The following is a 25,855-nucleotide window of genomic DNA, read 5'->3' as shown; positions in this document are numbered from 1 at the left end:
ATGATGCACATACGGATTCGTTATGGGCGAGGACTATCGAGCCAAGGTGTTCCGCTCGGGCAATTCGCTGGCGCTGAGTCTCCCCGCCGCATTGGATCGCTTTTTCGAACATGTGCCGATATTGTCGTTCGACCAGCGCGCCGCCTCGGCCTATGCGATGATCCCGTTCCGGCGCGGTCGGTTCGATCGGCTGATCGGCGCGCATGTCCTGGCGACGGGGCTGACGCTGGTGACCAACAACGAAGCCAACTTCGCCGACATCCCCGGCCTGACGATCGAGAATTGGACGCTGTGACCTTTCGCGCAACGATATTGACGCTGTACCCGGAGATGTTTCCCGGACCCTTGGGCCATTCGCTGGCGGGACGGGCGCTGCGCGAGGATCTCTGGGCCTTGGAGACGGTGCAGATCCGCGACTTCGCCACCGACAAGCATCGATCGGTCGACGACACGCCTGCGGGCGGCGGTGCGGGCATGGTGCTGCGCGCGGATGTGCTGGCGGCGGCGGTGGATTCGGTGGCCGACGATCGGCCCGTGCTGGCGATGACCCCGCGCGGACGCCCGTTGACCCAGCCGCGCGTGCGCGAACTTGCGGCGGGGCCGGGCATCACCGTGCTCTGCGGTCGGTTCGAGGGGTTTGACGAGCGCCTGTTCGAGGGGCGGGCGATCGAAGAGGTCTCGATCGGCGACTATATCCTGTCGGGCGGCGAGATGGGGGCGCTGGTGCTGCTCGACGCTTGCGTTCGGCTGCTTCCCGGCGTAATGGGCGCGGCTTCCAGTGGAGTCGAGGAAAGCTTCGAAAGCGGCCTCCTCGAATATCCGCAATATACCCGTCCTGCGGAGTGGGAAGGGCGCACGATCCCTGAAGTGCTGCGATCGGGGGATCATGCGAAAATCGCGGCCTGGCGTCATGCCCGGGCTTGCGAGGATACACGGTCAAGGCGGCCGGACCTTTGGGAACGTCATGAGGGCGTTCGGGTCGGTCGCCCTCTGGCGCGCGGCGACGATTGAGGAATTGGTTATGAACGTGATCCAGCAGATCGAAGCTGAGCAGATCGCCAAGTTCAACGAAACGAAGAAGATCCCCGAATTCCGCCCCGGCGACACGCTGAAGGTCGGTGTGAAGGTCGTCGAAGGCGAGCGCACCCGCGTCCAGTTCTATGAGGGCGTCTGCATCGCCCGCGCGAACAAGGGCATGGGCTCGTCGTTCACCGTCCGCAAGATCTCCTTCGGTGAGGGCGTGGAGCGCGTTTTCCCGCTCTACTCGCCGAACGTCGACTCGATCGAGGTCGTCCGCAAGGGCGCCGTGCGTCGCGCGAAGCTGTACTATCTGCGTGGCCGCACCGGCAAGTCGGCGCGTATCGCCGAGCGCCGCGACACGCGTCCCGCCAAGGGCACCGCGGCCGCCGAGTAATCGGGGGCGCGGACCGTCCAGCGGTTCGACAGGAAAGGGCGGTGGCACCCAGCGGTGCCGCCGCCCTTTTTCTTTGCCCGGCCACATCCTCGACCTCCACTCTGGCTGAAGGGAGGGCGAGGGGGTGCTATCCCCCGAAATTATACAGCCACATCTTGGGCTCGCCTGTCGGCTTCGGCGTGCCGTCCAGCCGCTTGGCGGTGACGATCTGCACGGGCTTCAGGATCATCTGCCCCTTCATCGCGTCGAGGCCGCCACCCGAGGGCTTGGCCAGGATCTTCTTCACCGTGTCCATGCCCGCGACGACCCGTCCGAACGCGGCATAGCCGTCATAGCCAGGCCGCGCGTCCATGCCGGGGGTGGGGCCGACGGTGATGAAGAAATTGCCGCCCGCCGAGTTCGGCGATTGTCCCCGCGCCATCGAGATGGTGCCGTCGAGATGCTTGATCCCGGTCCTGGCTGTCGTCTCCAGCGGGAAGGGGGGCAGGATGCGGCGCGCATCGGTGCGGATGCCGCCCTGCACGAAGCCCAGTTTCGGGTCACGCTTGTCCCGCGCCGCGCGGTAGAAGACCGTGCCGTCGAACCGCCCGTCATCGACATAGGCCAGGAAGTTCTTGCTGGTCGCGGGGGCATGGCGGGTGTCGAGCGCAACGACGATCGGACCTTCCGAGGTGTTGAGCTGTACCCGGACATAGCCGGGGCGGGGGACATTCTGGTTCGCGGGCGCGGCGGCGGTCAGCAGGGCGATCAGCGGGAGCAGGCGTTTCATCCGGCTGGGATTATAGCCCCCGGCCGCGATTGTGGAGCCAAAACCCATGGGATGCGCCGAGAGGCAGCCCCGATCAGCCGGTCAGATCGCGCGTGAAGAACTGATTGTGCGGGCTTGGCTGGTAATCGGCGAAGGCATCGCAGGACTGGAAACCCGCGCTGCGATACAGAGCGACAGCAGGCTGATGCAGCGGTGCGGTGCCGGTCTCCAGGCTGATCCGGTCATAATGTCGGTGCCGCGCCTCGGCGATGATGTGGTTCAGTAGCTTGCGACCGACGCCCTTGCCCAAAAAAGCCGGGGCGACCCGCATGGATTTCACTTCGCCATGCGTGGGGTCGAGTTGCTTCAGCGCGGCGAAACCGGCCAGCGTCGGGCCGTCCCAGATCGTCCAGAACGCGATGCCGGGAGCGGCCAGCGCGGAGGCGTCGAGCGCAAAGGCGAATTCGCTCATGACGCTGCGTAGATCGCGCAGGTGATAGGCCAGCAGATCGGCGACATGTGGTGCGGTCGGATCGTCCAGGCGAATGTCCATGTCACTCCTTGCCCGGCGCGCCACGGCCCGGGTCGACTCTGTCTATCGCGGTTCGGGCGGGTGCGACATCACGAGGCAAACAAAAAAGCCGCCGACCCGGAGGTCGACGGCTTTGATCGTCGGCGCTGTGGCATCCGACCTTATTGGTCGAGGAAGCTGCGCATCTTGCGGCTGCGGCTGGGGTGCTTCAGCTTGCGCAGCGCCTTGGCCTCGATCTGGCGGATGCGTTCGCGGGTCACCGAGAACTGCTGCCCGACCTCTTCCAGCGTGTGATCGGTGTTCATGCCGATGCCGAAGCGCATGCGCAGCACGCGTTCCTCGCGCGGGGTGAGCGAGGCGAGGACGCGGGTGACCGTTTCCTTCAGGTTCGCCTGGATCGCCGCGTCCACCGGGATGATCGCGTTCTTGTCCTCGATGAAGTCGCCCAGGTGCGAATCCTCTTCGTCGCCGATCGGCGTTTCGAGGCTGATCGGCTCCTTGGCGATCTTCATCACCTTGCGTACCTTTTCCAGCGGCATGGAGAGGCGTTCGGCCATCTCCTCCGGGGTCGGCTCGCGGCCCTGCTCGTGCAGGAACTGGCGGCTGGTGCGGACCAGCTTGTTGATCGTCTCGATCATGTGGACCGGGATACGGATGGTCCGCGCCTGGTCGGCGATCGAGCGGGTGATCGCCTGCCGAATCCACCAAGTGGCATAGGTGCTGAACTTGTAGCCGCGGCGATATTCGAACTTATCGACCGCTTTCATCAGGCCGATATTGCCCTCCTGGATCAGATCCAGGAACTGCAGGCCGCGATTGGTGTATTTCTTGGCGATCGAGATGACGAGGCGCAGGTTCGCCTCGACCATTTCCTTCTTGGCGATCCGCGCCTCGCGCTCGCCCTTCTGCACCATGTTCACGATGCGACGGAATTCGGTCAGCGCCATGCCGGTCTGCTGCGAGATTTCGGCGATCTCGCTGCGGATGCGGTCGACGGTCGCGGCTTCGTTCGAGGCGAAGTTGCCCCACTTCTTGTCAAGGCCGCGCACCGTGTCGAGCCAGTTCTCGTCCAGCTCGTGACCCAGATAGCGGTCGAGGAAGTCCTTGCGGTTGACCTTGTGCCGCTCGGCCAGACGCAGCATCTGCCCGCCCAGTGCGGTCAGACGGCGGTTGAAGGCATAGAGCTGGTCGACCAGATATTCGATCTTGGCGTTATGGAACTGGACGCTCTCGACCTCGGCGGTCAGCTCCTCGCGCAGCTTATGATATTTGCGCTCGTCCGCCGACGACAGCTCGCCGCCCAGCGCCATGGCTTCCAGGCGCTGCTGCTGAACCTTCGAGAACTTCTTGTAGATGTTCGTGATATTGGCGAACTTCTCCAGCGCCTGCGGCTTGAGCGTTTCCTCCATCTGGGCGAGGCTGAGGGTGTTGTCCTCCTCCTCGTCCTCGGCGCGCGGGCCACGGCGTTCGCCACCCTCGCCATCCTCGTCGTCGATCGAGGGTTCCTCGGGCTCTTCCTCTTCCTTGAACTGGGGACCGGCGTTCTTGGCGCTGATCTCGCCATTGTCGTCGTCATCCTCCTCGCCCAGATTCTCCGGGCCGGCGTCCTTCGACAACATCGCGTCGAGATCGAGGATCTCGCGGAGCTGCATCGTGCCTTCGTTCAGCGCGGTCGACCAGTCGATGATCGCGTTGAAGGTGATCGGGCTTTCACACAGCCCCAGGATCATCGTGTCACGACCCGCTTCGATCCGCTTGGCAATGGCGATTTCGCCTTCGCGCGACAGCAGTTCGACCGCGCCCATTTCGCGCAGGTACATGCGGACCGGATCGTCGGTGCGATCGACGGTTTCCTTCTTCTTCGCCTCGGGCTGCGGGCCGGAATCGGCGTCGCCATCGACACTGTCGGCGGTGTCTTCCGCCTCTTCCTCGGACTCGCCGTCCTCGCCCTGCTCCTCATTCTCGACGATATTGACGCCCATCTCGTTGAGGGCGGCCATGATATCCTCGAGCTGGTCCGAGGACATCTGGTCCTGCGGCAGCGCTTCGTTCAACTGGTCATAGGTGATGTAGCCGCGCTTCTTGGCGCGTGCGATCAGTTTCTTGATCGACGCCTCGTTCAGGTCGATCAGCGGCGCATCGCCCGTCTCCGTCGTGTCGGTCGTATCCGCCGCCATATTCGCCTTCGCCATCAAATGCCCTCGGGTCTCAATGCCCGGCCTCTTTCACGCACGCCGCCGGTTTGGCAAGCGGGTGAGGGGGCCATGCGTAATTTTCCAGTGTGGGCGTAACTAGCCCAATATGCCCCGGATATGGGGCGTGGGGATGCCTGGATCAAGCGGCCTCCCCGGCTTGTCGGTCCGCCAGATCGCGGGCGTTCTCCAACCAGCGATAGAGCTGATCGAGCGATTGCGCGTGCGCGGCATGGCACCGCGTCTGTTCTGCAAAGCGATCCTCGGTCATGTCGGCCTGGAACGCCTGCACCGCGCGTTCGCGGTTCGCGCGCGTCTCGCTCTCCTCCAGCATCACCTCGATGACCTTTTCCAGATCGCGGACCGCGACGGCGGGATCGGTCATCTTGCTGAAGAAGCTGAAGGCGAGGTCGCGGGTATAGTCGCGCGCGTCGATCGGGTGGACGTCGGTGGTGGCCATGATCTGTTCGATCAGGCTTTCCGCCTCGGCCGCGTCCTTGCGCGACAGATGGGGATCGTTGACCGCCGCGTCGAGCAGGTGATGCCGCCAGTCGTTGAGATAGCGGTCGCCCATGTCCAGCCGGCTGATCTCGTCCATGTACCGGCACAGCACATGCGGATAGCGCATCAGCCCGAGCAGGACGGCGCGGCGCAGGCTGTATTCGACGCCGCGCCCGACATGGCGATTGGCCTCTGCCACCGCCTGATGCACCGCCGCCGCATTGACCCGCCGAATACCAAAGATGTCGAAATAGCGCGACATCATCGCGCGTTTGTATTCGTAGGCCAGATCCTTATGCGGAATCTGCTGCGCCAGTTCCTCCAGCCGCTGTTTCAGCGCGGCGCGGCCCTCTGGCGTGTCGGTCTGTCCTTTCGCAATCTCCGACTGCCAGAGCAGGTCGCTGAGCGGCATCGCGCGGGTGAGCACCGCCTCGAACCCCGCGGCGCCCTTTTCCTGCACGAGGTCGTCGGGGTCCTGCCCCTGGGGCAGGGTGACGAAGGACAGGCTCTTGCCCGGCTGGAGCAGGGGCAGCGCGCGGTGGGCGGCACGGATCGCGGCCTTCTGCCCCGCCGCATCGCCGTCGAAGCAGAGCGTCGGCACATCGACCATGCGCCACAGCCGCTCGAGCTGATGCTCGGTCAACGCGGTGCCCAGCGGCGCGACCGCTTCCTCGATCCCGGCCTGGGCGAGGGCGATCACGTCCATATAGCCCTCGACCACCAGCACGCGGCCGGACTTGCGCACCGCCGGCGCGGCGCGGTCGAGATTGTAGAGCGTGCGCCCCTTGTCGAAGAGCGGGGTGTCGGGCGAGTTGAGATATTTGGGCTCGCCGTCGCCGATGATCCGGCCGCCGAACGCGATCACCCGCCCGCGCGCGTCGCGGATCGGGATCATCAACCGACCCCGGAAGCGGTCGTAGGGCTCCTTGCCGTCGACCTTGATGAGCAGCCCGCACTCGATCAGCGCCGGGTCACCATAGTCGGCCAGCGCGGTCTTCAGCTTGCCCCGGCTGTCGGGCGCGAAGCCCAGGCCGAAGGCGCGGGCGGTGTCCGGCGTGACCCGGCGGCGTTCGAGAAGGGCGCGCGCGTCGCCGCCCGACAGGCCGCCCAGTTGCTCGGAAAACCACGACGCCGCATCCGCCATGGCGTCGTGCAGGCCCTTGGCCCGCTCCGCCTTTTGCGCGGCGCGGCGGTCCTGTGCGGGCATCTCCAGCCCCGCCGCCTGCGCCAGCTCCTTGACCGCGTCGATGAAGGGAAGGCCGCGCTGGTCGGTCATCCAGCGAATGGCATCGCCATGCGCCGAACAGCCGAAACAATGGTAAAAGCCCTTGTCGTCGTTGACGTAGAAGCTGGGCGTCTTTTCGTTATGGAAGGGGCAGCAGCCCTTATATTCCCGGCCTGCCTTTTGCAGCTTCACCGTCTTGCCGATCAGCGCCGACAGACTGGTCCGAGCGCGAAGCTCGTCAAGGAATTGCGGGGTCAGGCTCATGGCGTCCTCGCGATTATAAACCCTATCGCAAGGGAGCCGTTTTGGCAAGAAAAATGGGGTGGGGAGGGGCGTGGTTCGCCTGCTCCCCGACCGTCATGCCATCGTCACGCCAGCGCCGCCTTCACCAGTCCGCTCGCCTTGCTCATGTCCAGTACCGCCGCATGGCGGCCCTTCAGTTCGGCCATCACCCGGCCCATGTCCTTCATACCGCTCGCCCCGATCTCGACCTTGATCGCCTCGATCGCGGCCTTCGTCTCATCCTCGGTCAGCGTCTGGGGCAGGAAACGCTCGATCACTGCGACCTCGGCCTTTTCCTGGTCGGCCAGTTCCTGGCGACCGCCCTGTTCGTACATGGCGATCGATTCGCGGCGCTGCTTGACCATCTTTTGCAGCACTTCGATCACGACCATGTCGTCATCGGCGGGCGCTTCGCCGGTGCGGAGTTCGATGTCGCGGTTCTTGATGGCGGCCTGGATCAGGCTGATGGCGGCGCGGCTTTCCTTGTCGCCAGCCTTCATGGCGGCCACCTGCGCGGCCTTGATGTCGTCGCGAATCATGTTTCGTCCGTCTTGTCTGAAAGGCGGGGACAATAGCCGATGGAACCAATTCCGTGAACCGGTTGACGGGACGGCCCGATGGGCCTAGCGGACGCCACTTAGCGACATTGCAGACATTTTAAGCAGGAGTGCCCGCCGATCATGGCCGACGCCAAGCCATTCGCCATGCCCGAAAAGCCTGAAGGCGCCACGGGCGTTCTCGTTCTGGCGAACGGAGACGTGTTATGGGGGCGCGGTTTCGGCGTCGAGGGTGATGCCGTTGGAGAGGTGTGTTTCCACACCGCGATGACCGGCTATCAGGAGATCATGACCGATCCGTCCTTCGCCGGGCAGATCATCACCTTCACCTTCCCGCATATCGGCAATGTCGGCGCGAACCCCGACGATATCGAGGCGGACGCGCCGCACGCGCTGGGCATGATCGTCCGCGAGGACCCGACGGCCCCGTCCAACTTCCGCGCGATGGAAAACCTCGCCGGATGGATGGCGCGGCACAACCGAATCGGCCTGGCGGGCATCGACACGCGCGCGCTGACCCGCCGCATCCGGGCCGCTGGCGCGCCCAACGGCGTGATCGCGCATTCGGCCGCCGGTGAATTCGACATTGCCGCACTGCTCGATAAGGCACGCGGCTGGCCGGGGCTGGAGGGCATGGACCTCGCCAAGGACGTGTCGACCGAGTTGCATTATGGCTGGGGCGAGACGCGCGAAGGCGGGTTGTGGCGGCTGGGCTTCGGCTATGCCGGTGCCGAGGGCGAGGATCGCCCGCACGTCGTCGCGATCGATTATGGCAGCAAGCACAACATCTTCCGCAACCTGGTCCAGGCCGGGGCGAAGGTGTCGGTGGTCCCCGCCACCGCCTCGTTCGAGGATGTGATGGCGCTGAACCCGGACGGCATCTTCCTGTCCAACGGCCCCGGCGATCCGGCGGCGACGGGCGAATACGCCGTGCCGGTGATCCGCCAGCTGCTCGATACCGGCAAGCCGCTGTTCGGCATCTGCCTGGGCCACCAGCTTCTGGGTCTGGCGGTCGGCGCCAAGACCACCAAGATGCACCAGGGCCATCGCGGCGCAAACCACCCGGTCAAGCGCCTGTCCGACGGTCTGGTCGAGATCACCAGCATGAACCACGGCTTCGCGGTCGAGCGTGAGACGCTGCCCGCGAACGCGCGCGAGACGCATGTATCGCTGTTCGACGGGTCGAACGCGGGTCTGGAACTGACCGACCGCCCGGCCTTCTCGGTCCAGTACCACCCCGAAGCCTCGCCGGGGCCGCAGGACAGCTTCTATCTGTTCGAGCGGTTTGTGGGGTCGCTTCGGAAATGAGCGTGCTGCTCGCACTTGCCTTGCAGGTCGCGGCGCAACCGACCCGGCCCCAGCGTCAGGTGAGTAAGGCTGACCTGAACGCCATGGCTGACGCGTGCCACGCGCCGCGCAGCTGGTTGGTGTTGAGAGGCCGTGAGGTCGTGTTTCGGGGAAGCCCGAATGCCGATTTCGCCAAGATTGAGTGCGTGCTCAAGAAAGTCAGCGCCGTCGTGCCGATGAACAAGAACGGCTTCATCGGCAACGCACAAGCTTCGGAAGAAAAGTAATGCCAAAACGCACCGACATCTCCTCCATCCTCGTCATCGGCGCTGGTCCGATCGTCATCGGTCAGGCGTGCGAGTTCGACTATTCGGGCACGCAGGCGATCAAGGCCCTGAAGGAAGAGGGCTATCGCATCGTCCTGGTCAATTCGAACCCGGCGACAATCATGACGGACCCTGAGCTGGCCGACGCGACCTATGTCGAGCCGATCACCCCCGCCGTCGTCGCCAAGATCATCGAGAAGGAGCGTCCCGACGCCGTCCTGCCGACCATGGGCGGCCAGACCGCGCTGAACACCGCGCTGGCGCTGTTCCATGACGGCACGCTGGAGAAGTTCGGCGTCCAGATGATCGGCGCCGATGCCGAGGCGATCGACAAGGCCGAGGACCGGCAGAAATTCCGTCTGGCGATGGACAAGATCGGGCTGGAATCGGCCCGCTCGGCGATCGCGCATACCGAGGCGGAGGCGCTGGCGGGGCTGGAGAAGGTCGGCCTGCCCGCCATCATCCGTCCCAGCTTCACGCTGGGCGGCACCGGCGGCGGCGTCGCGTATAACCGCGAGGAGTTCATCGCGATCGTCCGCGCCGGGCTCGACGCCTCGCCGACGACCGAGGTGCTGATCGAGGAATCGCTCCTCGGTTGGAAGGAATATGAGATGGAGGTCGTGCGCGATCGCAACGACAATTCCATCATCATCTGCTCGATCGAGAATATCGATCCGATGGGCGTCCACACCGGCGACTCGATCACCGTCGCGCCCGCGCTGACCCTGACCGACAAGGAATATCAGATCATGCGCAACGCCAGCCTGGCGGTGCTGCGTGAGATCGGCGTGGAGACGGGCGGCTCGAACGTGCAGTTCGCGGTCAATCCCAAGGACGGCCGCCTGATCGTCATCGAGATGAACCCCCGCGTGTCGCGCTCCTCGGCGCTGGCGTCGAAGGCGACCGGCTTCCCGATCGCCAAGGTCGCGGCGAAGCTGGCGGTCGGCTATACGCTGGACGAGATCGAGAACGACATCACCGGCGCGACCCCGGCCTCGTTCGAGCCGACGATCGACTATGTCGTCACCAAGATCCCGCGCTTCGCCTTCGAGAAGTTCAAGGGCTCCGAGCCCTATCTCTCGACCGCGATGAAGTCGGTCGGCGAGGTGATGGCGATCGGCCGCAACATCCATGAATCGATGCAGAAGGCGCTGCGCGGGCTGGAGACGGGCCTGAGCGGGTTCAACGATGTCGAGCATCTGGTGGGGGCACCCCGTGCCGAGATCGAGGCGGCGCTGGCCAAGGCGACCCCGGACCGGCTGCTGGTCGCCGCGCAGGCGCTGCGCGAAGGCTTCACCGTCGCCGAGGTCCATGCGATCGCGAAGTACGATCCCTGGTTCCTGGAGCGGATCGCCGAGATCGTCGCCGCCGAGGCCGAGGTGATGCAGAACGGCCTGCCGCAGGACGCGGCGGGGATGCGTCGTCTGAAGGCGATGGGTTTCTCCGACAAGCGGCTGGCCTATCTGGCGCTGCAATCGGCCAATCTGCGCGGCATGGATCGCGGCATCGCGCGCGGCTCGGGGCTCATCCATGAAGTCGTCAAGATGATGACCGGCGGCGTCACCGAGCAGGAAGTGCGCGAGCATCGCCACAAGCTGGGCGTGCGTCCGGTGTTCAAGCGGATCGACACCTGCGCGGCCGAGTTCGACGCCAAGACGCCGTATATGTACTCGACCTATGAAGCCCCGACCTTCGGCGAGCCCGAGGATGAGGCGGTGCCCAGCGACCGCAAGAAGATCGTCATCCTGGGTGGTGGTCCGAACCGGATCGGGCAGGGCATCGAGTTCGACTATTGCTGCTGCCACGCCTGCTTCGCGCTGGCGGATGCGGGCTATGAGACGATCATGGTCAACTGCAACCCGGAAACGGTCAGCACCGACTATGACACCTCGGACCGGCTCTATTTCGAGCCGCTGACCGCCGAGGACGTGCTGGCCATCCTGGATGTCGAGAAGTCGAAGGGCGAGCTGGTCGGCGTGATCGTGCAGTTCGGCGGCCAGACCCCGCTGAACCTCGCCCGCGCGCTCGAAGCCGCCGGTATCCCGATCCTGGGCACCAGCCCCGACGCGATCGACCTGGCCGAAGACCGCGAGCAGTTCGCCGCTTTGGTCGACAAGCTCAAGCTGCTCCAGCCCAGGAACGGGATTGCGCGCAGCCGTGAGGAAGCGCTGATCGTCGCCGAGCGGGTCGGCTATCCGGTGCTGATGCGCCCCAGCTTCGTTCTGGGCGGTCGCGCCATGGAGATCGTCGATGGCCCGCAGCAGCTCGAGGATTATATCCAGACGGCGGTGCAGGTGTCGGGCGACGCGCCGGTGCTGATCGACCAGTATCTGCGTGACGCGATCGAGGTGGACGTGGACGCGATCTGCGACGGCGATCAGGTCGTCGTGGCGGGCGTGCTCCAGCATATCGAGGAAGCGGGCGTCCATTCGGGCGACTCGGCCTGCTCGCTGCCGCCCTACAGCCTGTCGGCCGAGATCATCGCCGAGATCGAGCGTCAGGCCGAGGCGCTGGCGCGTGGCCTGAACGTGCGCGGCCTGATGAACATCCAGTTCGCGGTCAAGGACGGTCAGGTCTACCTCATCGAGGTCAACCCGCGCGCCAGCCGCACCGTGCCCTTCGTCGCCAAGGCGATCGGCACGCCCATCGCCAAGATCGCCGCGCGCGTCATGGCGGGCGAGAAGCTGGCCGACCTGCCGCAGATCGATCGTCACATCGATTATTATGCGGTCAAGGAAGCGGTCTTCCCCTTCGCGCGCTTCCCCGGCGTCGATCCGGTGCTGTCGCCGGAAATGAAGTCCACCGGCGAGGTCATGGGCATCGACCCCGACTTCACCACCGCCTTCGCCAAGTCGCAGCTGGGCGCGGGCACCGTCCTGCCGACCGAAGGCGCGGTGTTCATCAGCGTGAAGGACAGCGACAAGCCGCATATCCTCCCCGCCGCCAAGCTGCTGGCCGAGGCCGGGTTCGCCATCGTGGCGACGGGCGGCACCGCCGATTATCTCGATCGCGCCGGTGTGCCGGTCGAGAAGATCAACAAGGTGGCGCAGGGACGGCCCCATATCGTCGACCGGATCAAGGACGGCGGCATCACCCTGATCTTCAACACGACGGAAGGGTGGCAGAGCCTGAAGGACTCCAAGCCGATCCGTCAGGCGGCGCTGGGGCAGAAGATTCCCTACTTCACCACGGCGCCCGCCAGCGTCGAAGCAGCGAAGGCGATTGCGACCGCGGGCAGCCGTGGTCTTGAAGTACGCCCCCTGCAATCCTACTATTCGCGTTCGCACAACTGATCCCGACATGAGAACATGATGTGCTGGCGGACCGCTCTCCCGGTTGGGGAGGGCGGTTCGTACCGGGAATGCGTATGGAATTGGGGACTAGGATTATGGCGACCGTCGAAAAGATGCCGATGCTCCAGGAGGGCTATGACAAGCTCACCCAGGACCTGCGGCGTCTGAAAGAAGAACGGCCGCAGATCGTCGACGCGATCGAGGAAGCGCGTGCACATGGCGACCTGTCCGAAAACGCCGAATATCATGCGGCCAAGGAACGTCAGGGCCAGATCGAGGCGTCGATCGCCGACATCGAGGACAAGCTGAGCCGTGCGCAGATCATCGATCCGAAGGACCTGTCGGGCGACAAGGTCGTGTTCGGCGCGACCGTGACGCTGCTCGACGAGGATGACAAGCCCGTCACCTATCAGATCGTCGGCCAGACCGAGGCGGATGCCAAGACCGGCCGGATCAGCTACAACTCGCCGCTGGGCCGTGCGCTGATCGGGCGCAAGGTCGAGGAAGAGGTCGAGGTGACGGTGCCGTCGGGCGACCGCTACTACCTCGTCAGCAAGATCGAATTCATCTGATCCGATGAACTGGGCAGCGGCGCGGGCGACGACGACGATCGCGGTCGTCACGGCGGTCGTGTCGCTGATCCTGATCGCGGGCGGCCTGGTGCCCGATGCGGCGGTGGCCGCCGGGTTCATTCCGCTGCGGTTCGAGGGGGCGGCGCTGCCCCCCGATTTCGGCTTTGCGGTGCCGACGCTGCTGACGCCGCTGACCGCCACGCTGATCCATGGCGGTCTGGCGCATATCGCGTTCAATCTGGTGATGCTGGTCTATTGCGGCGCGCAGACCGAGCGGGCCCTTGGGCCGCGTGGGATCGCCGTGCTTTATGTGGTCGGCGCCTATGCCGCCGCGCTGGCGCAATATTTTCCCGATCCCCATTCGCCGATGCCGATGATCGGCGCGAGTGGTGCCATCTCCGCCATCGTCGGAGCCTATGCGTTGCTGTTCGGAAGGCGGCGAGCGACCAAAGGCGTGGCCGGTCTGTCGGCCGAGTTTACCCATGTCCTGTGGCTGGCGGCGGGGTGGATCGGCATCCAGTTGCTGATCGGCTATGCGGGCATGGGGATGGGTGCGATCGCGGTCGCCGCGCATATCGGCGGGTTCATCGCCGGGCTGGTCTTTGCCAAGCCATTGCTCTTGTGGCGCTATCGTCACGCCTGACGCGGGCCTTATCCCATGCACTCCGACGTCGCTCGGTGCGGAGGGAGGGGATAGGCTCGCGCCTCAGCCCCGTTGAGCCCGGGCGAAGTCAAGGTCACGGCCCCGACCTCGCCCGGCGACCGGATCAACCCAGCGACGGCTCCAGCAGCCGGTGCAGGTGCACGACCACGAACCGCATCTCGGCATCGTCGACGGTCCGCTGCGCCGCGGCGCGCCAGGCCTTTTCGGCGCTGGCATAGTCGGGGAAAATACCGACGACTTCGAGGGCCGAGGGATCGACGAAATCGAGAGTCTGCGGATCGCTGACGCGACCGCCGAACACGAGGTGCAGCTTGCTCATGGTGTCTCCTGAGGGATTTGCCCTTTTCCTAGCGGCAAGCCGGGCCGGTTTGAAGATGGTCTTTCGCGGGCGCAGCACTTTGTCACATGCGGTCGTCCTCCACCGCAGCCATCCGCCACGCAGCATGGGCACATGACAAAATTCTGAAAGTGATATGTTGTAACACGTCATGTCTCCCGATATGCGCGCTCCACGGGAGAATATCATGTCAATCCACCAATTGTCGGGGCGCCGTCGTCTGGCGTCCCTGTCCTTCGTCGCGCTCGTTTTCGCATCGGTGCCGGTGTCGGCGCAAACCGGAACACCAGGCGCGCCAGCCGATGCGGCGATGGACGACGATCACGGCGACATCGTGGTGCTGGGTACGCGAACGGAGCGTGATACCACGCTGGGCTCCGACCTGTTGACCCGCCGCATGTCGCAGTCGAGCCGCTCGTTGGAACGCGACCTGCTGGTTGCCAGCGGCACCTATCGCCTGTCGGATGCGCTGGAGCTGTTCAGTGGGATCAGCCAGCAGAATAATCGTGGCGGCTTCCTGGACAATTTCGCCATTCGTGGTTTCCTCGGCACGCCCGATGGTGGCGCGGAATATTATATCGACGGCTTCCTCGCCAATCGCGGGCTCGCGCCTCCACGTGATCCCGCCACGACCGAGCGGATCGAGGTGCTGAAGGGCCCGGCCGGCGCGGTGTTCGGCGACATCGACCCGGCGGGGCGCGTCAATATCGTGTCGAAGACGCCGCGCTTCACCAATGCGGTCAACGCCACGGTCCTGTACGGGTCGTTCAACACGCGGCGCGGCGAGCTGGACGTGACGGGGCCGTTTTCGGACACGCTGGCCGGGCGGATCGTCATCGCGGCCGAGGATTCGGACGGCTATCGCGACTTCACCAACCCGTCGCGGCGCGTCGTCTCGCCTTCACTGACCTGGCAGCCGGCGACCGGCACGAAGCTGACCGCGCTGGCCGAATACACCACCTTCGACTCGGCGTTCGACCGCGGGGTTCCCGCGATCGGCGGCGATGCGCTGGCGATCCCAAGCAACCGCTATTACGGCGAACCGCGCGACGGCACGACCCGCGCGCGCAACACCCGGCTGCAGCTCACCGGCGAACAGGCGCTGGGTGGCGAATGGTCACTCAACGGCGGCGTCGTCTGGCGCTATGCCACGTTGCGCGGTTTCTCCAGCGACCAGTCGCGCCTGGTCAACAACCGGACGCTGTGGCGGCAACGGCGCGAGCGGGGTTACGAGTCTGAGGATCTGGCCGCCCGCATCGAATTGGCCGGGCGCTTCGACGCCTGGGGCGTCCATCATCCCAGCATCGGGGTGAAGGGCTATACGCTGCGCTATCTGGAGCTGCTGCGCCGTCGCAATCCCAATGCCGCCAACCCCTATGCGATCGACGTGTTCGATCCGGTCTATGGTGGCACCGCGCAGCCCCTGCTGTCATTCTATGACCAGACCGAGACGCGCGCCTCCGCTGCGATCTATGCACAGGACATGTGGGATGTGACCGATCGGCTGACCCTGACCGGCGGGGTTCGCTACGACGCCTATCGCCAGCAACTGCGCCGCAACCTCACGGGGCTGGTCACGCGGACCACGGGCGAGCCGGTGAAGTTCCGTGTCGGCGGGCGCTATCGGTTGACCGACACGGTGGCGGTTCATGCCAATTGGGGAGAGTCCTATCTGCTCAACTCGGGCAGCGGACGCCCCGATGCCGCCAATCCGCAAGGCGCCGCCTTCGCGCCTGAAGAGGCCAAGGGCTATGAACTTGGTATTGCGGGGCGTTGGCCGGGGATCAATGTGGCCGCGACCTTCTTCGATATCGAGAAGCGCAACATCCTGACGAACGATCCGGTCGACCCCAATTTCCTGGCACCGGTCGGGTCGCTGAAGAGCCGGGGTGTCGAACTGGACGCGTCGCTCAACCTCGCCAAGCGGTGGCAGGTCGTGGCCAACTATGCCTATATCGATGCGCGGGCGGATGACCGGACCTTCGCCACGCCCGACGTACTGAACGTCGCCAAGCATTCTGGGACGCTGCTGGTCGTGGGGCGCTATCCGACCGGATGGGGAACGGACTGGTCGGTGACGGCGGGGGCGACCTATGTCGGCAACCGGGCCGGAGCGGTCGACACGAGCGGCCTGCGACTGCCCGCCTATACCAAGGCGAAGCTGGCCGGAGAGATCGGCGTCACCCCGGCCCTGACCCTGCGGGCCGAGGCGGACAACCTGTTCGACGTCGATTATGCGATGAGTTCGTACAGCCCTGTCTGGGTCTATCCGGGCGCGCCGCGCACCGTCCGTTTCTCGGCCCGGGTCGCCTTCTAGAACAAGCGCTTGCACGCCACCCATTCACTATGTCAGACTTAATGCAAAGGTTTGTAGGAGAGTCTGATGCGCTGGCGGAATGCGATTCTGGCGGGAGTGGCGTTGTCTGCGCTGGCGGGCCCGGTGGCGGCGAAGGTGACGGCACCCGTCGGGGCGAAGGTCTTTCGCCTCGATGGGGGCGGCGTCACCTATGCGATGGGGGTGGACGAGAAGGGGTATCTCCAGCCGCTCTACTGGGGATCGTCGCTGGCGGACGGTGATCCGCTGATCTCCGGCGATCCGGTAAAGACGGGCGATCCGGTTGTGCTGAAGGCGCCGGGCGAGCTTTCGGGTTTCGATCCGGCGGGCTCGGTGACGCTCCAGGAGTTTCCGGGGCAGGGCGAGGGGCTGGTCAGCGAACCGGGCGTCAAGGCGCTGTTCGCCGACGGCAATCGCGACCTCGTCCTCAAATATCGCAGCCACAGGGCCAGTGGCGAGACGCTGACCGTCGAGCTGGCCGATATCGGTCGCCCGCTGTTCGTCACCCTGACCTATAGCATCGATCCGACGACCGGGGTCGTCGCGCGGTCGGCCAGGGTGCGAAACGGCGACACCAGGCCCGTGCGCGTCGACCAGCTGGCGGCGGCGGTCTATTCCCTGCCAGTGGGGGATGATTATCGGCTGCACTATCTGACCGGCCGTCATGCCGCCGAATGGACGCAGAAGGTCGTCCCGGTCGAAGCAGCCGAAACCGTGCTGGAAAGCCGTCGCGGCTCGACCGGGCATGGCAACAATCCCTGGTTCGCGATCGGCCGCGAAGGACTGACCAGCGAGGAGCATGGCCCGGTCTGGTATGGCGCGCTCGCCTGGTCGGGCTCGTTTCGGATCAGCGTCGCGGCGGACAATCTGGGCCGGGTGCGGATCGCCGGCGGATATAATCCCTATGATTTCTCCTGGACGTTGAAGCCGGGCGAGACGCTGGACACGCCGGTCTTTTATGCGGGGTATTCGAACGATGGCCTGGGCGGCGCGTCGCGCACCTTCCACCAGTTCGAGGTCGCCAATATCCTGCCGCACGGGACGAAGGCAAAGCTGCGCCCGGTCCTCTACAATAGCTGGGAGGCGACCGCCTTCGACGTGACCGAGGCGGGGCAGATGGCGCTGGCGGAGAAGGCCGCCAAGATCGGCGTGGAGCGCTTCGTGGTCGATGACGGCTGGTTCGGCGCGCGCAACAGCGACAAGGCGGGGCTGGGCGACTGGACGGTCAATCCCGCCAAATTCCCGCATGGCCTGAAACCCCTGATCGACCGGGTGAAGGGGCTGGGCATGGACTTCGGCCTGTGGGTCGAGCCCGAGATGGTCAATGTCGACAGCGACCTCTACCGCGCGCATCCCGACTGGGTCCTGAACTTCCCCGGCCGTCCGCGGACCGAGGGGCGCAATCAGCTTGTCCTCAACCTGGCGCGCGGCGATGTCCGCGACCATCTGCTCGGCGTGCTCGACAAGCTGGTGAGCGAGAACGACATCGCCTTCCTCAAATGGGACTATAACCGCAACTGGACCGAGGCGGGCTGGCCCGAAATGCCGGTCGCGGACCAGCAGCGCGTCTATGTCGATTATGTCCGCAACCTCTATACCATCCTGTCCGAGTTGCGGCGTCGGCACCCCGGGTTGGAGATCGAGGCATGTTCGGGTGGCGGCGGTCGCGTCGATCTGGGCATGATCGGGCTGACCGATGAGGTCTGGCCGTCGGACAACACCGATCCCGCCGACCGGCTGACCATCCAGGACGGTTTCACCCGCGCCTATCCGGTCGCGGTCATGATGGCCTGGGTGACCGACAGTCCCAATTGGGCGAACACCCGCGTCACCAGCCTGGACTATCGATTCCTGTCATCGATGCAGGGCGGGCTGGGCATCGGGGCGAATCTCGACAAGTGGAATGACAGCGACTTCGCCACCGCGCGCAAATGGGTGGCGGCGTACAAGACGATCCGCGAGACGGTGCAGCGCGGCGCGCTCTATCGGCTGGAGCCGCCGACCGGCGACAATGCGACCTCGGCCACCATGTATGTTGGGCAGGACAGGCAGCAGGGGGTGCTGTTCCAGATGCTGCACTCGTCGATGTGGCGCGACAATCCGGCGGCGATCCATGCGCGGGGACTGGACCCGGCGCGGATCTATACGGTGCGGATGCTGGACGGCGGTGCGCGTCCGGCGGGTGTGCCGGCGCGCGCGTCCGGTGCCTATTGGATGAACCGCGGGCTGCGCGCGCCGCTCAAGGGTGATTTCGTCGGCACGGCCTTCGTGTTCGAGGCGGTGGAGTAACGGGCGGGAGGGCGTCCGTCCCGGCGATCCGCTTTCGGACGATCGCCGGGACGGAAGGCATGTCCTACAGGCCGAGCGCCTGGACCTTCGGCCTGCGGCCGCGCAGGGCGAGCAGCGTCACGACACCAAGCGTGAACAGGGCGATCGTGCCGGGTTCGGGCACCGAGGTCGGATTGGAGAAGGCGATATTGTCGATCTCGAACGAGTCGATGAGCGAGTTGAAGCGTAGCCCCCCGATCTGGCGACCCGAGTTCGGATCGATCGTGTAGGTCACATAACGATTATTGTCGCTGGCGGTCCAGGTCGGCGTCACGCGGGACGTGACCGCGCTGCCGGTGATCGTCGCGATGGTGTTGCCCAGCGTATCCAGTACGTCGAGCGAATTGAACCAGTCGATCGTGCCCCAGAGCAGGCTGACGCTGCCCCAGCCGCTATCGCTGCCGGTCGCCTTCAGCACGGCCTGGGTGCCGGAGGTCGCGCCGACCGCCAGATAGTTGCCGCTGCCGCCCGTCGGCATCAGCGCGCCCTGATACCAGCCGGTGCTGGTCGAGTCGTTCCGAATGCTGCCGCCATTCAGCGAAAAGCCGGATGGAATTCCGTTGGTGAAGTCGATCAGGGTGGTGTCCGACGCATAGGCGGGCGGGTTCAGGTAGGACGTCGAACTGACGTCCGCGAACGCCGGAGCGGCCGAGAGGGTCGCCAGAACAGCAATCGCGCCGAGAATAGCCTGTTTCATATTACCATCGTCCCCAATATTCGCTCCAAACCTAGCGAATAAGGACGAAATTTCAAAAGGTTCGTTCCACAGCCTGCCGATCTGCCCTGTTCCGATCTGAGACGCGTTTCGATCGAAGCCTTCGCCTCACCGTACCAGCGCGCGTTCTGTATCCTCCCTCGCCTGTTCGAGCAGCGTGACGGTCGCGGCGCGTGCCGCCGCCGGGTCCGCATCGGCGATCGCGGCGAAAAGCTGGCGATGCTCGGGCATCGAATCGCGGGGCAGGCGGCTGCTCCGATGCTTGTAGAGCGTGGTCCAGTGAACCGCCGCCCCGATGCTGCCCGACAGGCTGATCAGCAATTCGTTGCCGGTCGCCTCTAGGATGACATTGTGGAACGATCGGTCGGCGGCGCGCCCCTGTTCGGTATGCAGGCCGTGATCCGCCATCGCCTCCAGCGCCGCGCCCATGCGTGACAATTGGCGGGTATCGCGCTTCAGCGCGGCCAGTTCGGCGGCGGCGGGCTCGACGATCAGGCGCAGTTGGAACAGGCTCTGCACGAACCCGGATGGCGGCTCCCCCTCGAACATCCAGGCAAGCAATTCGGGGTCGAGCAGGTTCCACTCCAGGCGTTCGCGGACCCGCGTGCCGGCCTTGGGCTTGCTGAGCACCAGCCCCTTGGCGGACAACATGCGCAGCGCCTCGCGCACCACGGAGCGGGACATGCCGCGTTGCTCGGCGATCTCGACCTCGCCGGGCAGGGTCGAGCCTGGCGCGATCCGTCCCGTCACGATCGCGACGCCAAGGTCCCGTGCCAGCGCGCTATGGGCCGGGCCGCGCCGCTTCACTGTCGTCACTTGGTTGTTTCCTCCCCCGGGAACGATGGCACGCCGATCTCGGCATATGTCCGGCATCTGTTGAACGACTCTAGGGCTCGGGCCCGCGAAACGCAAAACATGCGCACGTGCCATATCTTGCCTTGATGATGGTACATTGTATCATGATTGCAATCCCCAGGTTGCTACGTCGCGAGGAGCGCGGCACGATGGGGCATAGACACGATCGAGGGGCCTCTTTTTCATGACGTTTCGCAACCTTTTGCTCGCCGCCAGCGGGCTCGCCGCGCTGACGCCCGCCGCCGCGCAGCAGGCACCGGCGATCGGCCAGCCGGTCAAGGTCGTGACCAATTCGACGGTCAGCGACATCCCGCCGAACTTCACGCCGCCGACGAACGTGGCCGAGCGCGATTATGACAAGCGGGTGGTGATGGTGCCCATGCGCGACGGGGTGAAGCTCTACACCGTCATCGTCGTGCCGAAGGGCGCGGTGAATGCGCCGATCGTGCTGACCCGCACACCCTATAACGCGGCGGGCCGGGCCGAGCGGTCCAACAGCACCCGGATGATCGAGGCGCTGCCGCTGGCCGATGAGGAGTTCGTCAAGGCGGGCTATATCCGCGTCTATCAGGACGTGCGCGGCAAATATGGATCGGAAGGCGAATATGTCGTCACCCGCCCCGTCATCGGTCCGCTGAACGCCACGAAGGTCGATCACACGACCGACGCTTATGACACGATCGACTGGCTAGTGAACAAGGCGAACCTGCCGGAGTCGAACGGTCGGGTGGGCATGATCGGATCCTCCTATGAGGGCTTCACCGTCGTCATGGCGTTGCTGAACCCGCACCCCGCGCTGAAGGTCGCCGCGCCCGAAAGCCCGATGATCGACGGCTGGATGGGCGACGACTGGTTCCATTACGGGGCCTTCCGCCTCGCCAATATCGGCTGGATCGGATCGCAGACGGGATACAAGGGCGCGGGCAAGGCGCCGTCCAGCGGCGGCTATGACGATTACGAGAATTTCCGCTATGGCTCGGCCAATGACTGGGCTCGGAAGTCGGGTTACGACCAACTGCCCTTCTGGCAGCGCATCGTTCAGCATCCGTCCTATGACTTCTACTGGCAGGGCCAGGCGCTCGACAAGCTGCTGGCGGCCAATCCCTCCAATGTGCCGACCATCTGGGAACAGGGGCTATGGGACCAGGAGGATATGTACGGCGCGATCACCTCATGGGAGGCGCTGAAGGCCAAGGGCAAGCTGGGCAACAATTTCCTCGTCATGGGGCCGTGGCGGCACAGCCAGATCAACCGCACCGGCTCCAGCCTCGGTCCGTTCCAGTGGAATGGCGACACCGCCAAGCAGTTCCGCCAGGACATGGTCCTGCCGCTGTTCAATCAGTATCTGAAGGACGGACCGGCGGCGAACCTGCCGAGCGCGGCGATCTACAACACCGGCGAAAATCACTGGGACAAGCTGACCCAGTGGCCGCTCGCCTGCCAGGACGGCTGCGCCGCGCCGCTGACCCCGCTCTATCTGGCGGATGACAAGGGGCTGAGCTTCGACAAGCCGGGGGCGGGGCAGGATGCCTATGTCTCCGATCCCGCCAATCCGGTCCCGCATCTGTCGCGGCCCGTCAATTTCGACGATGGCCGTTGGGGCGACTGGCTGGTCAGCGATCAGCGTCATGTCGATGGCCGTACCGATGTCGTCACCTACACCACGCCGGTCCTGACCAAGGCGGTGCGCGTGTCGGGTGCGCCGATCGCCGACCTGTTCGCGCGGACGACGGGCACGGACGGCGATTTCGTCGTTAAGGTCATCGACGTCTATCCGTCCGAAAATGCGGTCGATCCGAAGATGGGGGGCTATGAATTGCCGATCAGCCTCGACATCTTCCGCGGGCGCTATCGCAACAGCTTTGCCAACCCCACCGCCATTCCGGCGGGTAAGGTGCAGGAATACAAGTTCCGCCTGCCGACGGTGAACCATGTGTTCCAGCCGGGGCATCGGATCATGATCCAGGTCCAGTCCAGCCTGTTCCCGCTCTACGATCGCAACCCGCAGACCTTTGTGCCCAACATCTTCACCGCCAAGGCGGGCGATTATCGCAAGGCGACGATCACGCTGGAACGGGGCGGTGCGAATCCCAGCCGGGTATGGTTGCCGGTGGTGCCAATCGACCAATCGGCGGTGGCGCAGCGCTGATCCGCCCCGGCCGAGCGGGCGGGCGGTGGTCGCTGTCCGTCCGCTTGGCGCATCGTCAGCATCCTTTCCTCTTGGATAGGCGGGGCGGCGGCGTTATCTGGGCGGCGTGGCTTTCTCCCCGCCATTGAACCCGCCCGTGACGCTGCCCGGCGATGCGATCGGATCGGTGACCGCCGACCCGGACGTCGCGCGCCGCTATCTTGCGCTGGTGGCGGCGGCGACCGACCGGCTGATGGCGGCCGATGACCCCGGCGCGATGATCGACGCCCTGTTCGCGCTGATCCGCGAGGAACTGCAACTCGACATCTATCTGAACTTCCGTCTTGACGGCACGTCGATCCGGCTGGAGGCGTCAGGCGGCCTGTCGCGCGCGCAACGGACGAAAGTGGTGGGGCTCGATATCGCAACCTCCGCCTGCGGCCAGGCGATGCGCGAGCGGCGGCCGCTGCACCTGACCGATATCCAGGAAAGCGGCGAGGCGCGGACCGCCTTCGTCCGGTCGCTGGGCGTCGATGTCTATCTGTGCATACCCTTGCTCTACGGCCAGGAGCTGCTCGGTACGCTGGGCTTCGGGCGCCGTGCGACGAGCCCCTTTGGCGAGGATGAGCGGCGGCTCCTGCTGCTGCTGTGCCATTATGTCGCGCTGGCCAAGCATCGGCTGCGGATCGAGGAGGCGCTGCGCGAAGGGATGGAGGCGCAGGCGCGCCTGCTGGCCGAGTTGAACCACCGCGTCCGCAATGCCCTGCAGGTCGCGATCGGTCTGGTTTCGCAGGAGGTCCGCTCCGCCGCCGACCCGGCGACCCGCCTTGCCCTGTCGCGCGCGGCGGAGCGATTGCAGGTCTTGGCGAGCGCCCATCGACCGCTCTACGCCACCCCCGATCCAGGTCTGGTCGATCTGGCGGCGCTGTTCCACGATGTCATCGGCCAGCTTCGTGGCGAGGCCCCCGAGGATATCGTCGATGCGCCTGCGCCCGTCGCGGTCCCCATCGAGCGGGCGGTCGCCGCGGCGCTGTTGCTCGACACCTTCCTGGAACTGCCGCTGCCCTTGCCTGTCATCGCGTTGCGCGTCGTGGCGGAGGGCGGGAACGAAATGCTGCGTATCACGTTTCGGGGCAGGGGATGGGGTTGCCATGGCGACCTGGCCGCACGTAACCGGCTGGTCACGCGGCTTTGCCATCAACTGCGCGCGACGTTGACGAATGAGGGTGATGGGTGCCTGATCTTGGTGATGCCGCATGACGGCGAACATGGGCACCGCGATGTGGGCTGAGGCCGATTCTTCGCAATCCCGGCCACTCAAGCTGCTGATCATCGAGGACGAGGCGCTGGTCGCCATGCTGGTCGAGGACGCGCTGACGCTGCACGGCCATCAGGTCATCGGTATCGCGGACACGGTGGCGTCCGCGCTGGAACTCGCCGATGCCGAGCGTCCCGACCTGGTCCTGTGCGACGTGAAGCTGGCCGATGGCGACAGCGGGCTGACCGCCGCGCAACTGCTGGCGCATCGCGGCATCCCTTCGGTCTTCCTCAGCGGCAATTGCCCGGAACGGGGCGGCCATCCGCTGGTCATCGGTTGCATCGCCAAGCCGTTTCGCGCCGGGACGCTGGGGGCGGCGGTGCACGCCGCCTATCTGACCGCGCAGGGCGAGCGACCGAGCGATCCGCCGCCCGCGCTCAAATTCTATCACGAAACGCGATAGGGGTGGGCCCGCGTGCTTCCCTGAGAGAGGTGCGGCTCACGGGCAGGGCGAGGATTCGGATTGCGGAGGGACTTGGCGCGATCCGCCATCGACCTGTGTCTCGATCGCCTGTTCCAGCTTGTCGAGGATGCGCGCGAAATGAACGACATCATCCTCGGTCAGCAGGCTGAAGGCCTGTTCGATCAGTTCCCGCCGCAGCGGTTCGGTCTGGAGGATGACCTGGCGGCCCTTGTCGGTGATATCGAGCCGCTTGGCCCGCCGGTCGGCCGGATCGGGAACCCGCACGACCAGCGCGTCGCGCTCCATCGTGTCGATCGCCTGCGTCACCGTTCGCGGTGCCAGATCGAACCATTCGGCCACGTCGGCCGCGCGCACCGGCGCGTTGTTCGCGATATGATGCAGCATCTTGGTGCGCGCCAGGGAGGCTCCCTGCGCCGCCATTCGCCTGTCCAGCAACCGATGCAGGCGCGTATAGATGCCGCCATAGCGAGTTGCGATGGTTTGATGATCGATCATAATATGAGGTAGCTCAATAAATGGTCTTGCCTTATTGTGCAAGTGCGAGCAAATGCACCATCGAGTTTTATTGATTCCATCGACAGGGAGGCCTGGATGGCCGACGCAAACCAAGTGAATGAAGCGCAGGACGCAGAGCGGAACGAAGCGGACGATACGGAAGCCAGCGCCGCCGCGTCGCCCGCCAAGAAGCGGCGGATTCGCATCATCCTGTTGGTCGTCGCGGCGGTCGCCGTGATCGGCGGCGTGTTCTGGTACGCGAACTATAAAAGCGTCGGCCAGTATATGCAGTCGACCAACGACGCCTTCATCCAGGCGGACGCGGTGACGGTCGCGCCCAAGGTTTCGGGCTATGTCGACAAGGTGTTCGTCGCCGAGAACCAGAATGTGCAGGCGGGTCAGCCGCTGCTCCAGATCGACACCCGCGACTATCGCGCGCAGACCGCGCAGATCGAGGCGCAGATCGGTGTCGCCCAGGCCAATGCGCAGGGCGTCCAGGCGCAGATCCGCGAACAGCAGGCCGCGATCGACCGTGCCCAGGCCGAACTTCGCGCCGCGCAGAGCGACGCCGCTTTCGCGCAGGCGGAAGTGACCCGCTACACCCCGCTCGCGGCATCGGGTGCGGAAAGCCGTGAGCGCCTGTCGCAGCTCCAGAACCAGGCGCGTCAGGCCAATGCCCGCGTCGCCAGCGCTTCGGCCGCGCTCGCTGCGGCGCAGCGCCGCGTCGGCACATTGAACGCCCAGGTCCGTCAGGCCCGGTCGCAGGGACAGGCCGCCCAGGCACAGCTCGATGCCGCCGAGGTCAATCTGGGCTCCACCCTGATCCGCGCCTCGATCGCCGGGCGGGTCGGCAACAAGACGGTGCGTGTGGGCCAGTTCGTCCAGGCGGGCACCCGGACCATGGCGATCGTGCCGGTCAGCCAGCTCTATATCAATGCCAACTTCAAGGAGACCCAACTCGGCCTGATGCGTCCCGGCCAGCCGGTGAAGATCGAGGTCGATGCGCTGCCCGGGGTCGAGATCAAGGGGCATGTCGAAAGCGTCGCGCCGGGCACGGGCGCGCAATTCTCGCTGTTGCCGCCGCAGAACGCGACCGGCAACTTCACCAAGATCGTGCAGCGCGTGCCGGTCCGCATCGCGGTCGATGCCGATGCGCAGACCCGCGCGCTGATGGTGCCGGGCATGTCGGTCGAGGTGATCGTCGATACCCGCTCGGCCAAGGGCGCGCTGAAGCGGATCGCCGAGCAGCAGGACCAGCATAACGAAGCGCGGGAGGGGGCGCAGCGCCGGTGAGCGCCGCCGCCGCCCCCACAAAGGGTCCATCGGG

At 65.5% G+C, this 25,855-nt stretch carries 23 protein-coding genes; 14 read left to right on the top strand and 9 right to left on the bottom strand.

Annotated features, from left to right (window positions below; all coding sequences use genetic code 11):
* The first annotated feature begins 22 nt into the window (after positions 1-22).
* Genes ABDV78_RS02510 through rplS form a run of 3 tightly spaced genes read left to right on the top strand, consistent with a single transcriptional unit; the run spans position 23 to position 1,414 of the window.
* Positions 23-295, top strand: a complete 273-nt coding sequence (locus tag ABDV78_RS02510) for a hypothetical protein (protein WP_343525610.1) — start codon at positions 23-25, stop codon at positions 293-295.
* The gene (gene trmD, locus ABDV78_RS02505) at positions 292-1,011 is read left to right on the top strand and encodes a tRNA (guanosine(37)-N1)-methyltransferase TrmD (RefSeq protein ID WP_343525609.1); all 720 of its coding nucleotides are present in this window, start codon (positions 292-294) and stop codon (positions 1,009-1,011) included. Before ABDV78_RS02510 ends, trmD begins: the two co-directional genes overlap by 4 nt.
* 10 nt (positions 1,012-1,021) lie before the next feature.
* Positions 1,022-1,414, top strand: a complete 393-nt coding sequence (gene rplS / locus ABDV78_RS02500; protein WP_230481476.1) for a 50S ribosomal protein L19 — start codon at positions 1,022-1,024, stop codon at positions 1,412-1,414.
* Between the two features lie 127 nt (positions 1,415-1,541).
* On the opposite strand, the gene ABDV78_RS02495 is transcribed toward rplS, so the two are convergent.
* The 5 genes from ABDV78_RS02495 to ABDV78_RS02475 form a co-directional block, all read right to left on the bottom strand.
* Positions 1,542-2,183 (bottom strand): peptidylprolyl isomerase, encoded by a 642-nt coding sequence (locus tag ABDV78_RS02495; protein WP_343525608.1) that lies wholly within the window; start codon positions 2,181-2,183, stop codon positions 1,542-1,544.
* 73 nt (positions 2,184-2,256) lie between these two features.
* Complete coding sequence (locus ABDV78_RS02490; protein ID WP_343525607.1) at positions 2,257-2,715, bottom strand: GNAT family N-acetyltransferase; 459 nt, start codon at positions 2,713-2,715, stop codon at positions 2,257-2,259.
* A gap of 140 nt (positions 2,716-2,855) precedes the next feature.
* Positions 2,856-4,886 carry an RNA polymerase sigma factor RpoD gene (rpoD, locus tag ABDV78_RS02485; protein ID WP_343525606.1) on the bottom strand — a complete coding sequence of 677 codons (2,031 nt, stop codon included), beginning with the start codon at positions 4,884-4,886 and terminating at the stop codon, positions 2,856-2,858.
* 142 nt (positions 4,887-5,028) lie between these two features.
* Positions 5,029-6,876 (bottom strand): DNA primase, encoded by a 1,848-nt coding sequence (gene dnaG / locus ABDV78_RS02480; RefSeq protein WP_343525605.1) that lies wholly within the window; start codon positions 6,874-6,876, stop codon positions 5,029-5,031.
* A gap of 104 nt (positions 6,877-6,980) precedes the next feature.
* Positions 6,981-7,433, bottom strand: coding sequence for a GatB/YqeY domain-containing protein (locus ABDV78_RS02475; RefSeq protein ID WP_343525604.1), 453 nt, complete (start codon positions 7,431-7,433; stop codon positions 6,981-6,983).
* A gap of 141 nt (positions 7,434-7,574) precedes the next feature.
* On the opposite strand from ABDV78_RS02475, the gene carA reads away from it, so the two are divergent.
* The 5 genes from carA to ABDV78_RS02450 all read left to right on the top strand — a co-directional run bounded on the left by carA (position 7,575) and on the right by ABDV78_RS02450 (position 13,572).
* Positions 7,575-8,759 carry a glutamine-hydrolyzing carbamoyl-phosphate synthase small subunit gene (gene carA, locus ABDV78_RS02470; RefSeq protein ID WP_343525603.1) on the top strand — a complete coding sequence of 395 codons (1,185 nt, stop codon included), beginning with the start codon at positions 7,575-7,577 and terminating at the stop codon, positions 8,757-8,759.
* Entirely contained in the window at positions 8,756-9,025 is a 270-nt protein-coding gene (locus ABDV78_RS02465) for a hypothetical protein (protein WP_343525602.1), read from the top strand. Before carA ends, ABDV78_RS02465 begins: the two co-directional genes overlap by 4 nt.
* On the top strand, positions 9,025-12,357 hold the full coding sequence (gene carB, locus ABDV78_RS02460; RefSeq protein WP_343525601.1) for a carbamoyl-phosphate synthase large subunit: 3,333 nt from the start codon (positions 9,025-9,027) through the stop codon (positions 12,355-12,357). The genes ABDV78_RS02465 and carB overlap by 1 nt, the downstream gene beginning before the upstream one ends.
* 95 nt (positions 12,358-12,452) lie before the next feature.
* Complete coding sequence (greA, locus tag ABDV78_RS02455; protein WP_343525600.1) at positions 12,453-12,929, top strand: transcription elongation factor GreA; 477 nt, start codon at positions 12,453-12,455, stop codon at positions 12,927-12,929.
* Between the two features lie 4 nt (positions 12,930-12,933).
* Positions 12,934-13,572, top strand: a complete 639-nt coding sequence (locus ABDV78_RS02450; RefSeq protein ID WP_343525599.1) for a rhomboid family intramembrane serine protease — start codon at positions 12,934-12,936, stop codon at positions 13,570-13,572.
* Between the two features lie 124 nt (positions 13,573-13,696).
* On the opposite strand, the gene ABDV78_RS02445 is transcribed toward ABDV78_RS02450, so the two are convergent.
* Positions 13,697-13,912 carry a DUF4170 domain-containing protein gene (locus ABDV78_RS02445; protein ID WP_343525598.1) on the bottom strand — a complete coding sequence of 72 codons (216 nt, stop codon included), beginning with the start codon at positions 13,910-13,912 and terminating at the stop codon, positions 13,697-13,699.
* Positions 13,913-14,117: 205 nt separating this feature from the next.
* Here ABDV78_RS02445 and ABDV78_RS02440 point away from each other — a divergent pair, with 205 nt between their 5' ends.
* Positions 14,118-16,247, top strand: a complete 2,130-nt coding sequence (locus tag ABDV78_RS02440) for a TonB-dependent siderophore receptor (protein WP_343525597.1) — start codon at positions 14,118-14,120, stop codon at positions 16,245-16,247.
* A gap of 66 nt (positions 16,248-16,313) precedes the next feature.
* Positions 16,314-18,554, top strand: coding sequence for an alpha-galactosidase (locus ABDV78_RS02435; protein WP_343525596.1), 2,241 nt, complete (start codon positions 16,314-16,316; stop codon positions 18,552-18,554).
* A gap of 64 nt (positions 18,555-18,618) precedes the next feature.
* Here ABDV78_RS02435 and ABDV78_RS02430 read toward each other — a convergent pair whose 3' ends face one another.
* Entirely contained in the window at positions 18,619-19,290 is a 672-nt protein-coding gene (locus ABDV78_RS02430) for a PEP-CTERM sorting domain-containing protein (RefSeq protein ID WP_343525595.1), read from the bottom strand.
* Between the two features lie 126 nt (positions 19,291-19,416).
* Complete coding sequence (locus ABDV78_RS02425) at positions 19,417-20,124, bottom strand: FCD domain-containing protein (protein ID WP_343525594.1); 708 nt, start codon at positions 20,122-20,124, stop codon at positions 19,417-19,419.
* A gap of 223 nt (positions 20,125-20,347) precedes the next feature.
* Here ABDV78_RS02425 and ABDV78_RS02420 point away from each other — a divergent pair, with 223 nt between their 5' ends.
* The 3 genes from ABDV78_RS02420 (at position 20,348) to ABDV78_RS02410 (ending at position 24,012) form a co-directional block, all read left to right on the top strand.
* A complete protein-coding gene (locus tag ABDV78_RS02420) occupies positions 20,348-22,312 on the top strand; it encodes a CocE/NonD family hydrolase (RefSeq protein ID WP_343525593.1) in 1,965 nt (654 codons plus the stop codon).
* A 124-nt stretch (positions 22,313-22,436) separates the two neighbouring features.
* The gene (locus ABDV78_RS02415; RefSeq protein ID WP_343525592.1) at positions 22,437-23,582 is read left to right on the top strand and encodes a GAF domain-containing protein; all 1,146 of its coding nucleotides are present in this window, start codon (positions 22,437-22,439) and stop codon (positions 23,580-23,582) included.
* On the top strand, positions 23,560-24,012 hold the full coding sequence (locus ABDV78_RS02410) for a response regulator (RefSeq protein ID WP_343525591.1): 453 nt from the start codon (positions 23,560-23,562) through the stop codon (positions 24,010-24,012). The genes ABDV78_RS02415 and ABDV78_RS02410 overlap by 23 nt, the downstream gene beginning before the upstream one ends.
* A 36-nt stretch (positions 24,013-24,048) precedes the next feature.
* Here the strand turns inward: ABDV78_RS02410 and ABDV78_RS02405 are convergent, their stop codons facing one another.
* The gene (locus ABDV78_RS02405) at positions 24,049-24,528 is read right to left on the bottom strand and encodes a MarR family winged helix-turn-helix transcriptional regulator (RefSeq protein ID WP_343525590.1); all 480 of its coding nucleotides are present in this window, start codon (positions 24,526-24,528) and stop codon (positions 24,049-24,051) included.
* A gap of 96 nt (positions 24,529-24,624) precedes the next feature.
* Between ABDV78_RS02405 and ABDV78_RS02400 the strand changes: the two genes are divergently transcribed.
* Positions 24,625-25,821: an HlyD family secretion protein gene (locus ABDV78_RS02400; protein ID WP_343525589.1), complete on the top strand. Its 1,197-nt coding sequence runs from the start codon at positions 24,625-24,627 to the stop codon at positions 25,819-25,821.
* Positions 25,822-25,855: the final 34 nt, after the last annotated feature.

This window comes from Sphingomonas sp. (assembly GCF_039594485.1).
Lineage (GTDB): Bacteria > Pseudomonadota > Alphaproteobacteria > Sphingomonadales > Sphingomonadaceae > Sphingomonas.
Note: the sequence above shows the minus strand (reverse complement) of the source record. Positions and strands in the feature narration are given on the sequence as shown.